We start from the raw sequence: 12,650 nt of genomic DNA, 5'->3' as shown, positions 1-12,650 counted from the left end.
CGCGCACTCCCCGTTTCGACGCGCGTCAGCTCGATTGCAGACGCTCACGAAGCAGTCGGACAAGTTCCTCGGTCGTGGCCGGTCGACCGAGTTCGCGGAGCAATTCGATAAGGAGTTCTTGAATCTTCGGGCTCAAGACGATAGCGGACACGATACCTCCCTTCAGCCATGCCAAATAATGAGGATAACAGTACTCGGGCCGTCTCGGCAACCGACTTCGAGGGTGGCTTTCGACTGGTAAGACGATGAAGGCATCCTCGTTGGGGAAAAGCTGTGACATCATCGGTCATTCACCGACGTCGGTCGCTCCCGCGGCAAGGGAGAAGGCTTGGATCCGCTCGATGGCGTCGGTACTGGGTGCAGACTGCGCTGTTGATGCCTCGAGCAATCCGGCAGGCTATCGATTCGAGCAGGCGGAGAGCGCTCGCGGTTCCGGTTCGCCGCTCGCTAAGCAGGGTACGCGTCCTCACGAAGCTGAAAGACTTGCCGTTCTCGGTAGAACGACGGGAGCGAGGAAGGTACCGTCGCTTCCGGCTGATGATCGAGCCAGGGACATTCTTCCGAACTTTTGCTGACCGTGCTCACTTCTGCCGACTCGTCGGTATGTCGAGCTCGCTCGTCCCGGAGGCAGACGGTGTCGTCGGTATGACGTCGTACGGGTCATGCCGACTCACGTGCGAGCCAAGGCGAGCGCGACAGCTCCGATCATCGGGGCATCCGGACCGAGTTCGGCGAGTGCAAGGCGTACGCGGCGTAGGGAGGCGGGATACGCATATTGACGGACACGCGCCTGCAAAGGTTCCAGGAGACGACTACCGGCTTCTGCTACCGGTCCGCCGATGATGACGGCTTCTGGATTCAGCGTGGCGATGAGCGAGGCGATGGCTAGCCCGAGCATCTGGATCGTATCGTCGAGAACGCGCTGAATGGTCGGACTCTCCGGTGCACGCTCGAACAGGACGCGAGCCGAGATCGGTCCACTGAGGAGCCGATGCGCTGGGTCATCCGGTGAGATAACGAGCGCTTCCCAGACGCGAGCGACGAGAGCTGGCTCGGCAACATACGCTTCCAGATGTCCCGGCTTGCCGCAGGAACAGAGTGGTCCACCGGCTGTGACGACCATGTGGCCGATCTCTCCAGCCGTACTTGTGGCACCGTAGACGAGCCGTCCATCCACGATGATGCCTCCGCCGACTCCCGAGCCGAGGTGGAGATAGATGACTGTTTGACAGCCGCGAGCTGCACCGAAGACCGCCTCGCCGAACGCGGCGGCTCGGGCATCGTTCTCGAGCACGGTCGGCACGCGCAGCTGCTCCTCCAGCAAGGCGACGAGCGGAAACTGCTCGAACCCGGGCGAACGTGGCGAGAGGATGGTGACGCCCCGCTCGGGATCCACTGGTCCGCCGAACGCGACACCGGCGGCCTTCAATTCCGCTGGCGGAAGGCCAGCGCGACCCAGTGCAACTCGAGCCAGTTCGAGAAGCCGATGGAGCACATGGGGCGCGTCCAGATTATTGAGGGGTTCCGATGCTTCACCGAGAATCTGTCCCTTTCCGTCAGCGACGACGGCTCGAATGATTCCACCAGCGATGGCGAAGCCGTACACTCGATCCTGCGAACTGGGTGGCCTCGCTCTGAACCGTCGAACAGTTAGATCGTTCATGTGGTCGAACCTCTGCCGCGGGGTTCGGCGCCCAGAACAGGCGCTGTATCCTACCACTCATGGACCCTCGAGAGGAAGAGGATGATGGCAGAAGGGCAATACGTTCTCAGGGTAGAAAGCAGTCGAAACGACTTTGTGATCGGGCTCGGCTTCGCAGTTGCCGGGGTATTGGCTGTATCGACGAGTGCTGTTCTGATCCGGCTCGCCGGGTCGGTCAGTGCCTTCGAAATCGCTTTTTGGCGCCTCCTCGTGGCAACGCTCGCGTTGGTGCCGGTCGCACTGGCTACTCGCACGTTGGGGGCAGTGAGGTCGCTCGGCTGGCCCCGGCTCGCGATCTACGGAGCGACGCTGGCGGTGCACTTCGTGGCGTACAATGCTGCACTGCAATTCGCGCCGGTCGCGCATGTGTTGCCCTTGCTCTATACGTCCACGATCATGCTCGCCATACTCTCGGCGTTTCTGCTGAAAGAGTCGCTCAGACCGCGACAGATCGCGGGAATCGTGATCGTCCTCTCGGGAGTCGTCGTTCTCACTGGGTTCGAGCCACGCTTTGGGCTGCGCATCGCTATCGGCGATGGGTTGGCCCTCCTCTCGGCCGCAGCGTACGCGGCTTATTCTCTCGTTGGTCGTCGCGAGCGGGCGCGGATTCCGCTCCTCGCCTATGCGATCGCTGTGTACGGATCAGCTGCAGTGTGGGTCTTCCCTTTTGCGCTCCTGGCAGCGCTCAGCGCGGGAGCGAGCGTCGCTCGTTATGACTGGCAGGTGGTTGCGGCGCTCCTCGGGCTCGGGTTGATACCGAACACGCTCGGTCACACGCTGTACAACGCGAGTGTCCGCCGATTGAACGCTGCGATCGCTAACGTCATCTACACGCAAGAGATGACCGGGGCGATTCTCCTGGCCTGGCTGATCCTCGGCGAGGTGCCGGGTGTGAATGCAGTCGTGGGGGCGATCATCATGCTGGTTGGGATTCTCTTCGTACTGCTTCCTTAGGATTCTGCAGCGAAAATGGCCGCGGCGATAGATGGATCGTACAGTTCGACCGTTACCTCCGAGCCAACCGGGGCTTCCGACCACTCTTCGGGAATCACTGCGAGGCAATTCCCGTGCACCAAGCTGCTGAGAATGCCAGAACCTTGTTGCGGGACTGGGGTTACCCAGAGTTCGCCCGATCGTCGATGAAGCAGCGCACGAACGAAATGACGTCTTCGTCCGCGGTTTTCCACCGGTTTCGTCAAACGCGCCCTGACCCGAATCGGCTCGAGATCTGCCCGTCCGAGGAGGCGCAGGATTGCTGGGCGAGCGAACTGCAGGAAAGCTACGACGGCCGCCACCGGATTGCCGGGAAGCGCCAAAACCGGGGTATCTGCCACGAAGCCGAATGCCATCGGCTTACCCGGTTTGATGCGCACTTGCCAAATTTCGAAGCGTCCGCGTGCACGCAAGAATTCTTTGATTCGGTCGTAGTCACCCTGTGACACACCGCCCGAGGTGAGGATCAGATCGGCATCATGGGTGTACTGCAAGTGTCGTGCGACATCCTCTTCTCGATCGGCAGCGATGCCGACGAGTTTGGGAATCCCACCAGTCTGGTGGACGAGGGCGGCGAGGACCGTGCTGTTGCTATTGCGAATCTGGCCAGGCTCGAGCGGCCAATCGATCGGCACAACCTCGTCGCCGGTGGCCAGGATAGCGATCCGTGGGCGCGGATGGACGAGAACCCAGGAGTAGCCGAGGGAAGCGAGAAGCCCAAGATGAGCCGGTCCGAGAACGGTTCCTGGTTCGAAGACGATGGATCCGGCGAGGATGTCTTCACCCGCGTGGCGCACATTTTCTCCCGTGGTGATTTCTCGCCGAACACGGACGACACCACGTGATCGACTCGTGCTGGGCGTGTCCGACTCGTCCGTGTCCTCGAACCGTACGACCGCATCGGCGCCCGGTGGGAGGACTGCGCCGGTCATGATGCGGATGGCCATGCCGGACTCGATGCGGAGCGGAATCGCTTCGTCGATGAACCAGCGTGGAGAGGGAGTCCCGGCGGGTGCCTCACCGATGACTCGCAGTTCAGCCGGACGATCAGGGCAGGCACCGCGCGTATCGCTCGCGCGAACCGCGTAGCCGTCCATGGCGGAATTGGTGAATGGCGGGATGCTTTCCCGGGCGATGATCGGTTCAGCTAAGACTAAGCCCAAGGCATCCAGCAACGGGGTGCGTCGCGGTGTGAGCGGAGCGAAACACGCGAGGATACGTTCTCGCGCTTCATCGACGCTCATCATCGTTTGGGTCGTTCCGGAGGGATCGTGCGAGAAATGCATAGGGATCGTCCCCCTCGGTTGCCTGCTGTCAAGTGAGTTGCTTCATCGCTTGAACCAGTTCGCGAACCGCATTGGCCGATCGATGCAGGGCAGCCCGTTCCTCATCGGTCAGCTCGACTTCGATGATTTCCTTGACTCCGCCGGCACCCAGCCTGATCGGAACCCCGACATAGAGGTCGTGGATCCCGTACTGACCCGTCAGATACGTGCTCGCAGCCAACACGCGGTTCGCGTCGAGAAGGACGGCCTCGACCATCTCGGCAACCGACGCAGCTGGTGCGTAAAAAGCGCTCGTTCCTAATAGGCGAACGATCTCTCCACCACCATCGCGTGTCCGCTCGACGATCGCCTGGATCCGATCGGCGGGGATGAGTTGCGTGATCGGGATACCCGAGACGGTCGTGTAGCGGGGCAGTGGAACCATCGTATCACCATGACCGCCGAGTACCATCGCATGGACATCGCGCGGAGAGACACCGAGTTCGAGCGCGACGAAGGCGCGGAAGCGCGCAGCGTCTAGGACGCCAGCCTGACCAACGACGCGTGCTGGAGGAAAACCGGAGGCTTCCAAGGCGACATGGCACATGGCGTCAAGCGGGTTCGTCACCACGATTATGACGGCATCGGGTGACAATGGTGCTGCCTGCTCGGTGACGCTCCGAACGATATTCATGTTGACGCGGAGGAGATCATCGCGGCTCATGCCAGGCTTGCGCGGCGATCCGGACGTGATGACGATCACATCCGATCCAGCTGTTGCGTCATAGCTGTTGCTGCCGACGATCTGGCAGTCATAACCCAGAACCGGCCCAGCTTCTAACAAGTCGAGTGCTTTGCCCTGGGGGAGATTCTCGACGATGTCCACGAGCACTAAATCGGCGATGTTGCGTGCAGCGAGATACTGTGCAGTGGTCGCACCGACGGCACCGGCACCGATAATGGAAACCTTGCGTCGCATTCGCTCTACCCCTCTTGTTGGACTTCTCCGATCCCCACGGCCTTCGCTGAGCGTATCCTAGCACACATCTGAATCCGCTCGTGGGATACAATCGCTCGGAGGCGGCGCCTCGCTCACGGATCGTGAAGGGGTCGCAGGTGATCAAACGGATCGCACTCATCGGGCTCAGCGGGTCAGGGAAGAGTTCGATCGCGCCGCTCGTCGCGGATTTGCTCGGCTGGCGTGTCGTCGATACTGATCGGCTAGTCGAAGAGCGTTTCGGTCTGCCGATCGCAGAGATCTTTGCGCGGTACGGCGAGAGCGTTTTCCGAGCAGCAGAGCGAGAAGCTTTGCTGCAGGCGTCACTGGCCGAGCACGTAGTGATCGCCACTGGCGGTGGCATCGTGTTGGACGATCGGAACTGGATTCCCTTGCGCACCGAGACGGCCTTGGTGCACTTACGTGCACGGATCGAGACCTTGGTGGATCGTTTGCACCGCCAGTCTGAACGAGAACTGCAGCCGACTGTTCGGCCGCTGCTCGCTGGCGACACAGCAGCGAAACTGCAGGAGCTTTGGCAGCGACGGCGAGCGCTCTATGAGCAGGCTGATGTCGTCATCGATACCGATGACGAGGCGCCGGAGGAGATTGCGCAACGCATCGTCGAAGCAGTGCGAGAGCTGGAGGACCGAGGAAGCGTGCCGTTCCGCGCTCTGCTCGGTGCTGCCGGGCGCTCCGAACTCTACGTGGCTTCGGGTATTTTGACGAGAATCGGCGAGCTGGTGCGACGCCGTTGGCCCAAGGCTCGGCGCGCCTTTCTCGTCAGCGATGAGCAGGTCGCGCGATACTGGGGCGCGAGCGCCCGAACGTCACTGACTGCTGCTGATTTCGATGTCGTGGCGACCGCTATTCCCCCGGGAGAGCACTCGAAGTCGCTCGTGACCGTGGCATCGCTTCTCGACTGGATGCTGGCGGCCGGCATCGAGCGTTCCGATGTCGTCGTGGCGCTCGGGGGTGGAGTGGTCGGTGACGTCGCCGGTTTTGCGGCTTCGATTGTCCTCCGTGGTGTCGCGCTCGTGCAAGTGCCGACGAGCCTTTTGGCGATGGTCGATGCGAGCGTCGGCGGAAAGACGGGGGTCGATCATCCGCTCGGCAAGAATCTCATCGGGAGTTTCTATCAGCCGCATCTGGTGCTGGCGGATCCAGTCGTGCTCGCGACGCTTCCGGCTGAAGAGCGTCGCTCCGGGTGGGCCGAAGTGGTGAAGCATGCGATGATCGAGTGCACCGCGACCGAGACGAAGGAACCGCGGCTGCTGAACATGCTCGCCGAGCGGCCGTACGACGCGTGGTGGCAGGATGCCGACTCACTCGCGCGGCTCATCCGGCAGAACATTCAGATCAAGGCGAGCGTTGTCGCCCGTGATGAGCGCGAATCCGGACTGCGCCGGATTCTCAACTACGGTCACACCTTGGGTCACGCAATCGAGGCGACGAGTGGGTACCGGTTGCGGCATGGCGAGGCGATCGCGGTGGGTATGCGGGCGGTCGCTCGCATCGCGCATCGACTGGACTCCTGTCGCGCAGATCTCGTTCCGTTGCAGGACGAGCTCCTGGATCAGGCCGGGTTACCGCGTGCGGTCGATCTCCCACTCGCCGATGTGCTCGAGCGCCTTCGTTATGACAAAAAAGCCGAAGGCGGACGCCTCACCTGGATTCTGCCGCTCGCACCGGGTCACGTCGAGGTGCGGCGCGACGTGCCCATGAGCGTGATCGAGGACATCTGCCGAGCACTGCTGAGAACCGAATCGAGGATCGTGAGCGGGAGAGGTGCCGGGGGAGACCGATGACGGATGCGCCGAGCGAATGGCGACCCCTTCACTGGACGGGAGAGTCGCTCGTCATCGTCGATCAAACGGCTCTTCCGGATGAAGAGCGGCTTGTCGAGTGCCGTACGATCGATGACGTGGCGGCAGCAATCCGCGAGATGCGTGTCCGTGGGGCACCAGCCATCGGCATCAGCGCAGTCGCAGGGCTCGCTCTCGCGGTGCAGGGTGCAGCGCGAGAGGGGGGCGATTGGCGCCGAGCGCTGTCCGCGGGGGAAGCGTTGTTGGCGAGCACGCGGCCGACCGCCGCCGATTTGTTTCATGGCCTGCAGGTGGCTCGAGAGCGCGTGGCAAGCGCGGTGGATGCCGCGGAGGCAGCCCATCTTCTTGGCCAGCTGGTGCTGGAACTCTTGGATCGACAATGGGCCATCGATCGGGCACTCGCCGACTACGGTGCTGGGCTTTTGCGCTCTGGAACGCGCGTGCTCACACACTGTAACACTGGAGCGTTGGGAACAGGAGCGTTTGGAACCGCACTCGGGATCATTCGCCGGGCGTATGAACTCGGTCGTTTGGAGCATGTCTGGGTCACGGAAACGCGCCCACGCTTGCAGGGAGCGCGCTTGACAGTGTGGGAACTCCGCCGCAGTGGAATACCGCATACGCTCATCGTGGACGGTGCGGCACCCTTCCTGCTCGCTCGGGGTGAGGTGGATGCCGTACTGGTCGGTGCGGATCGTGTCGCGGCGAATGGGGATGTTGCCAACAAGATCGGTACACTCGGGCTCGCCGTGGCTGCGGAACGGTTCCGGGTTCCGTTTTACGTAGCTGCTCCGCTTTCTACGTTCGATCCGGAGACGCCGGATGGAAATGCAATCCCGATCGAAGAGCGCGATCCAGCTGAAGTGCTCCGCGTGAAAGGAACATGGATCGCACCGGCGGACACGCCGGTACGGAATCCTGCATTCGATGTGACACCACACTGGCTCGTGACAGCGCTCGTCACCGAGCGCGGTATCATTCCGGCGCCCGATAGGCGAAAGATCGCGAACTTTCTTGCGGCGAACGGTCGAGGAACATCGGTCGAGCCAGGGGAAACGGGACGGGACGAACGGTGAACGGTCGAGTGATACCGTACGATATCGCTGATCTCACTTTAGCTGAGCAAGGAAGGAAGCGCATTGCTTGGGCAGCGCGGGAGATGCCCGTTTTGCGCCTCCTTCGTGAACGATTCGAACGAGAACGTCCGCTCGAGGGCCTGAGAATCGTTGCCTGTGTCCATGTCACGACCGAGACGGCGAATCTCGCTTACGCGTTGCGTGCTGCTGGTGCAACACCGGTGATCTGCGCGAGCAACCCGCTCTCGACGCAGGATGATGTCGCTGCCGCATTGGTTGCCGACGGCTTTCATGTCTACGCCCGGCGTGGTGAGGACGCCGAGACGTACTACCGACACATCAACTGGGCTCTCGATCACGAGCCCCATCTGATCATCGATGATGGAGCGGACGTGGTCACGACCGTACACCGCGACCGACGCGATGTCCTCCAGACCGTGATCGGTTCGACCGAAGAGACGACAACTGGCGTCATCCGACTGCGTGCGTTGGCTCGCGATGATTTGCTGGCATTTCCGGCGATCGCTGTCAACGATGCCATGACGAAGCATTTGTTCGACAACCGATACGGCACAGGGCAAAGCACGATCGACGCCATCCTGCGCGCGACGAACCTGTTGCTAGCTGGCAAAACGGTGGTCGTCGCGGGGTATGGCTGGTGTGGGCGCGGTATCGCGCTCCGCGCACGGGGCATGGGTGCGCACGTGATCGTGACGGAGGTCGATCCGGTGCGAGCGCTCGAGGCCGTCATGGATGGGTATCGGGTGCTGCCGATGCGGGAAGCGGCACGGGTAGGAGACCTTTTCGTGACGGCTACTGGTAATCTGCACGTGATCGACCGAGAACACTTTCTCGTGATGAAGAACGGGGCGATCGTCTGCAATGCGGGGCACTTCAACGTCGAAATCAATCTCGAAGCACTGGCCGAAATGGCAGTCGAGCGCATTGTGCACCGGCCCTTTGTCGAGGAATACGTTCTGCCCGATGGGCGCGCGATCGTCGTCCTCGCCGAGGGGCGCCTCGTGAATCTCGCGGTTGCCGAGGGGCATCCGGCCAGTGTCATGGACATGAGCTTTGCTAACCAGGCGCTCGCCTGCGTGTACCTCGCGCAGCGGGGACGGCAACTCCCGGCTGATGTCTATCCGGTTCCGGCGGAAATCGATCGCGAAATTGCGCAGCTCAAGCTCGAGAGTATGGGCATTGCGATCGACCGGTTGACACCGGAACAAGAGGCCTATCTCGTCTCCTGGCAGCATGGGACATGACGGCGACGTGCGGTACACGAGGTGTGACGTGACGAAGCGAAGGGGTTGGGAACGGTGACACTGAGCATCATGCGTGCCTCACGCACGTACTTTACCTCGGAGTCGGTGACCGAGGGACATCCGGACAAGCTGTGCGATCAGGTTTCCGATGCGGTATTGGATGCCGTCCTAGCGCAGGACCCGGACGGGCGAGTCGCTTGTGAAGCGGCGACGACGACCGGGCTCATGATTCTCATCGGGGAAATCACGACAACGGCGCGCGTTGACTATGCTGAACTCGCTCGGCAGGTCGTCGCCGATGCTGGCTATGTTTCCTCCGAGTACGGTATCGATGGACGGACGATGGGGGTTATCCTCTCGATCAAGGAGCAGGCACCGGAGATCGCTTATGGAGTTTCCGAGTCGCTCGAAGTGCGCGAGGGTTCGGCAAGTGACGAGTTCGATCGGATCGGCGCGGGCGACCAGGGAATGGTCGTCGGCTTTGCGTGCACCGAGACACCGGAGCTGATGCCGCTTCCCATCGCACTCGCGCATGGCCTGGTGCGTCGTTTAGCGACCGTTCGCAAGACGGGAATTCTCCCGTATCTCCGTCCGGACGGGAAGAGCCAGGTGACGGTCGAGTATCGCTATGGGCGACCAGCTCGCGTCGCTACTGTGGTGCTTTCTGCCCAGCATGACCCAGATGTCTCGCGCGAGCAACTCCGTCGCGATCTCATCGAGGCTGTCGTGAGTCAGGTGGTTCCAGGCGAGTTGCTCGATCGCGAGACGGAGATCCTGATCAATCCGAGCGGCTCCTTCGTCCTCGGTGGCCCTCGCGCGGACGCGGGGATGACCGGTCGCAAGATCATGGTGGACACCTACGGTGGGATGGCGCGTCATGGCGGCGGAGCCTTCTCCGGGAAAGATCCGACGAAGGTGGATCGCTCGGCGGCATACGCTGCTCGCTACGTCGCTAAAAATGTCGTTGCCGCAGGACTGGCTGATCGCTTCGAGATTCAAATTTCGTACGCCATCGGCCGAGCACGCCCGGTGGCGATCCATGTCGAGACGTTCGGGACGGGACGATTGGATGAGGAGCGGATCACGGAGCTCGTGACGAGGCATTTCGATCTCCGTCCGGCGGCGATCATCCATCATCTGGGCTTGCAGCGGCCGCTCTACCGACAGGTCGCGGCCTACGGACACTTCGGGCGACCCGATCTCGATTTGCCCTGGGAGCGGACGGACAAGGCAGAGTTGCTTCGGTCGGAAGCGGGGCTGGTCGGAAGCCTACCGGAGCGATGACGGAAGAGTGGGCGCTCCTATGCGGCGAGCCTTGATCACCGGTGCGACCGGGTTCGCTGGACGGTACCTCGCGGATCGACTGGCCGCAACGGGTCATTGGGAGGTGATTGGGCTCTCGGCGCGACCCAGCCCGCCGGCCTCGTCACTGAAACAGCACCTTGTCTGTGATCTCATGAACGGCGAACTCGTTCGCCGCACATTGGCACACTGGCACCCTGAGGTGATCTTTCACCTGGCAGCCGTCAGTTACGTTCCGCGTTCTTTTCAGGACCCTTACGGAACGATCGCGAACAACGTTCTCGGACAGGTCAACTTGCTGGAGGCAGTTCGTTCGCTCGAACCACCACCGCTGGTCGTCATCGTCAGTTCGTCGGATGCCTACGGCCTCGTCTACGAACATGAGCTTCCGGTCACAGAGTCCCAACCGTTTCGGCCACTGAGCCCGTACGGTGTGAGCAAGGCGACGCAGGATCTCTTGGGACTTCAGTATCATCTGACCTATGGTTTACCGATCGTGCGAGTCCGTCCTTTTACTCATATCGGGCCAGGCCAAAGCGAGCGATTTGCGCTCTCCGGATTTGCCCGTCAGATCGCGGAAGCTGAGTTGGGTATGGCGCCGCCCGTTCTCCTCGTCGGTGAACTCGACGTCGAACGGGATCTTCTCGACGTGCGCGACGTCGTCCGAGCTTATGAACTCTTGGCCGAGCCCCGTTTCAGTGGCGAGGTCTTCAATCTCGCCAGTGGGGTGTCGTGGTCACTCCGCGCGTTGGTCGAGCGGTTGCTGTCGCTCGCGCGTATTCCGTTGCGACTGGAACGTGACCCTGCTCGTCTCCGCCCGATCGATGTACGTGTTCTTCGGGGAGATGCGACAGCCTTGCGCACGGCCACTGGTTGGCAGCCAACAATACCGATCGAGCAAACACTCGAGGATATGCTGGAATACTGGCGGCGAACCTTGCGGCCCTCACGCACCGGTGATCGATCGGTGTTCGGCGAGCACGGTGAGCGTTCCCCCTTGTAGAGACAACGTCAGAAGAGACTCTACCGTTTCGGCAGAAAGGGTTGGCCGGGACGACCATCCGAGACAGCGGCGAACGATCCAGACACGGCCTTCATGATCCCGAATGCTCACGGGATATCCTAACGGTAGTACTCCGTTCAGAAAGTGAGCTGCCCGCCAGGCTGGCCAGCTTGTGTCCAGAAGGCAGGCAGCATCGTCGGGCACAGGAGCCCACGATCCAAGTCGAGTGGGGAACCACCCGGCAGGTAGTTTGTTCCGCCCGAGAATCTCCACGAGGCGACTCGTTCCGTACCAAGCGAGCCAGGCTTCGAGACGGTCACCTGGGAAGCCGAGAGGGATATCGCAGGTGACCTGATCGATGATGGGACCGCCGTCGAGTTCGTCCGTCACCCAGTGAAGGGTGATTCCTCCTCGCAGCCTGCCATCGTGGTATTGCCAAAAAAGTGGAGAGGGACCGCGAAAGTCCGGTAGCAGCGATGGATGGATGTTGATCATCCCAAATGGGTAAAGACGAACCAGGCGCGCGTCGATTTTCCACGGAAAGCAGGAGATCACGCCGAGGTCAGCAGAGATCCGCTCGTCGCCACAGAGCTCGAAAAGGGTAGATCGAGCGGGGACATGAACGACCGGAATAGCATGCCGTGCTGCGATCACTGCGACGTCTTCGTTCCAGACCGCGAGCGGTATCCGTCGGTTGGTCCCCGGCTGGCGAATCTGCCCCGCCAGGACCAGGCAGCGAACCGGGACACGCGCAAGGAGGAGAACCTGGAGCGTGATCGTCGTCTGGCGGCTGTGGTTTCCCCAGAGTGTCAGTTCCCACTTGCTGACAGGCTTTGACTTCATGGGTAACTGTCCGCTACGCTTGGGCAAGCGTTCGAGACCGACGGGCGAGAGGAACAACGTCATGGCGCGACTGGTGCACTGCGTGAAGTTGCGGCGAGAGTTGCCCGGACTGGATCGTCCACCATTTCCTGGGCCGCTCGGTGAGCGCATTTATCGCGAGATCTCGCGCGATGCCTGGCAGATGTGGCTGGAATATCAGACGATCGTCATCAATCACTATGGGTTGAATCCGGCTGATCCGGATGATCGAGCGATCCTGCGTGCGCACCTGGAAGCCTTCCTGTTCGGAAGCGAGGAGGAGTTGCCTGAGGAGTGGATACCGCCGGGAGCAGGACAGCCAGCGAAGGGTGCTCCAGCTCGCAAGAAGTGATGCACCTC

Annotated in this window: 12 protein-coding genes; 7 read left to right on the top strand and 5 right to left on the bottom strand. The window is 61.7% G+C overall.

The window, feature by feature from the left end; all coding sequences use genetic code 11:
* Nucleotides 1-25 precede the first annotated feature (25 nt).
* Both TRD_RS04255 and TRD_RS04250 read right to left on the bottom strand, forming a co-directional pair.
* Nucleotides 26-283: a hypothetical protein gene (locus tag TRD_RS04255; protein WP_041435965.1), complete on the bottom strand. Its 258-nt coding sequence runs from the start codon at nucleotides 281-283 to the stop codon at nucleotides 26-28.
* 387 nt (nucleotides 284-670) lie between these two features.
* Entirely contained in the window at nucleotides 671-1,606 is a 936-nt protein-coding gene (locus tag TRD_RS04250; protein WP_015921892.1) for an ROK family protein, read from the bottom strand.
* 138 nt (nucleotides 1,607-1,744) lie between these two features.
* Between TRD_RS04250 and TRD_RS04245 the strand changes: the two genes are divergently transcribed.
* A complete protein-coding gene (locus TRD_RS04245; RefSeq protein ID WP_015921891.1) occupies nucleotides 1,745-2,656 on the top strand; it encodes a DMT family transporter in 912 nt (303 codons plus the stop codon).
* Here TRD_RS04245 and TRD_RS04240 read toward each other — a convergent pair.
* Both TRD_RS04240 and mdh read right to left on the bottom strand, forming a co-directional pair.
* Nucleotides 2,653-3,942 carry a molybdopterin molybdotransferase MoeA gene (locus TRD_RS04240; protein WP_143714624.1) on the bottom strand — a complete coding sequence of 430 codons (1,290 nt, stop codon included), beginning with the start codon at nucleotides 3,940-3,942 and terminating at the stop codon, nucleotides 2,653-2,655. The genes TRD_RS04245 and TRD_RS04240 overlap by 4 nt on opposite strands.
* A gap of 67 nt (nucleotides 3,943-4,009) precedes the next feature.
* Nucleotides 4,010-4,939, bottom strand: coding sequence for a malate dehydrogenase (gene mdh, locus TRD_RS04235; RefSeq protein ID WP_012642298.1), 930 nt, complete (start codon nucleotides 4,937-4,939; stop codon nucleotides 4,010-4,012).
* A 137-nt stretch (nucleotides 4,940-5,076) separates the two neighbouring features.
* Between mdh and aroB the strand changes: the two genes are divergently transcribed.
* From aroB to TRD_RS04210, 5 genes are all read left to right on the top strand, one after another.
* Nucleotides 5,077-6,765, top strand: a complete 1,689-nt coding sequence (gene aroB / locus TRD_RS13545; protein ID WP_012642297.1) for a 3-dehydroquinate synthase — start codon at nucleotides 5,077-5,079, stop codon at nucleotides 6,763-6,765.
* The gene (mtnA, locus tag TRD_RS04225) at nucleotides 6,762-7,859 is read left to right on the top strand and encodes an S-methyl-5-thioribose-1-phosphate isomerase (protein WP_012642296.1); all 1,098 of its coding nucleotides are present in this window, start codon (nucleotides 6,762-6,764) and stop codon (nucleotides 7,857-7,859) included. The genes aroB and mtnA overlap by 4 nt, the downstream gene beginning before the upstream one ends.
* Entirely contained in the window at nucleotides 7,856-9,124 is a 1,269-nt protein-coding gene (locus TRD_RS04220) for an adenosylhomocysteinase (protein WP_012642295.1), read from the top strand. The genes mtnA and TRD_RS04220 overlap by 4 nt, the downstream gene beginning before the upstream one ends.
* Nucleotides 9,125-9,193: 69 nt before the next feature.
* Entirely contained in the window at nucleotides 9,194-10,408 is a 1,215-nt protein-coding gene (metK, locus tag TRD_RS04215) for a methionine adenosyltransferase (RefSeq protein WP_081433472.1), read from the top strand.
* Between the two features lie 19 nt (nucleotides 10,409-10,427).
* Nucleotides 10,428-11,429 carry a GDP-mannose 4,6-dehydratase gene (locus tag TRD_RS04210; protein ID WP_012642293.1) on the top strand — a complete coding sequence of 334 codons (1,002 nt, stop codon included), beginning with the start codon at nucleotides 10,428-10,430 and terminating at the stop codon, nucleotides 11,427-11,429.
* Here TRD_RS04210 and TRD_RS13540 read toward each other — a convergent pair.
* Nucleotides 11,373-12,335 carry a formyltransferase family protein gene (locus tag TRD_RS13540; protein ID WP_052294052.1) on the bottom strand — a complete coding sequence of 321 codons (963 nt, stop codon included), beginning with the start codon at nucleotides 12,333-12,335 and terminating at the stop codon, nucleotides 11,373-11,375. The genes TRD_RS04210 and TRD_RS13540 overlap by 57 nt on opposite strands.
* On the opposite strand from TRD_RS13540, the gene TRD_RS04200 reads away from it, so the two are divergent.
* A complete protein-coding gene (locus tag TRD_RS04200) occupies nucleotides 12,334-12,642 on the top strand; it encodes an oxidative damage protection protein (RefSeq protein WP_012642291.1) in 309 nt (102 codons plus the stop codon). The two genes, TRD_RS13540 and TRD_RS04200, sit on opposite strands and share 2 nt — an antisense overlap.
* Nucleotides 12,643-12,650: the final 8 nt, after the last annotated feature.

Origin of the sequence: Thermomicrobium roseum DSM 5159, from assembly GCF_000021685.1 — a bacterium.
GTDB classification, from domain to species: domain Bacteria; phylum Chloroflexota; class Chloroflexia; order Thermomicrobiales; family Thermomicrobiaceae; genus Thermomicrobium; species Thermomicrobium roseum.
The sequence above is the reverse complement of the archived record's forward strand: the minus strand, read 5'-3'. Positions and strand labels throughout refer to the sequence as shown.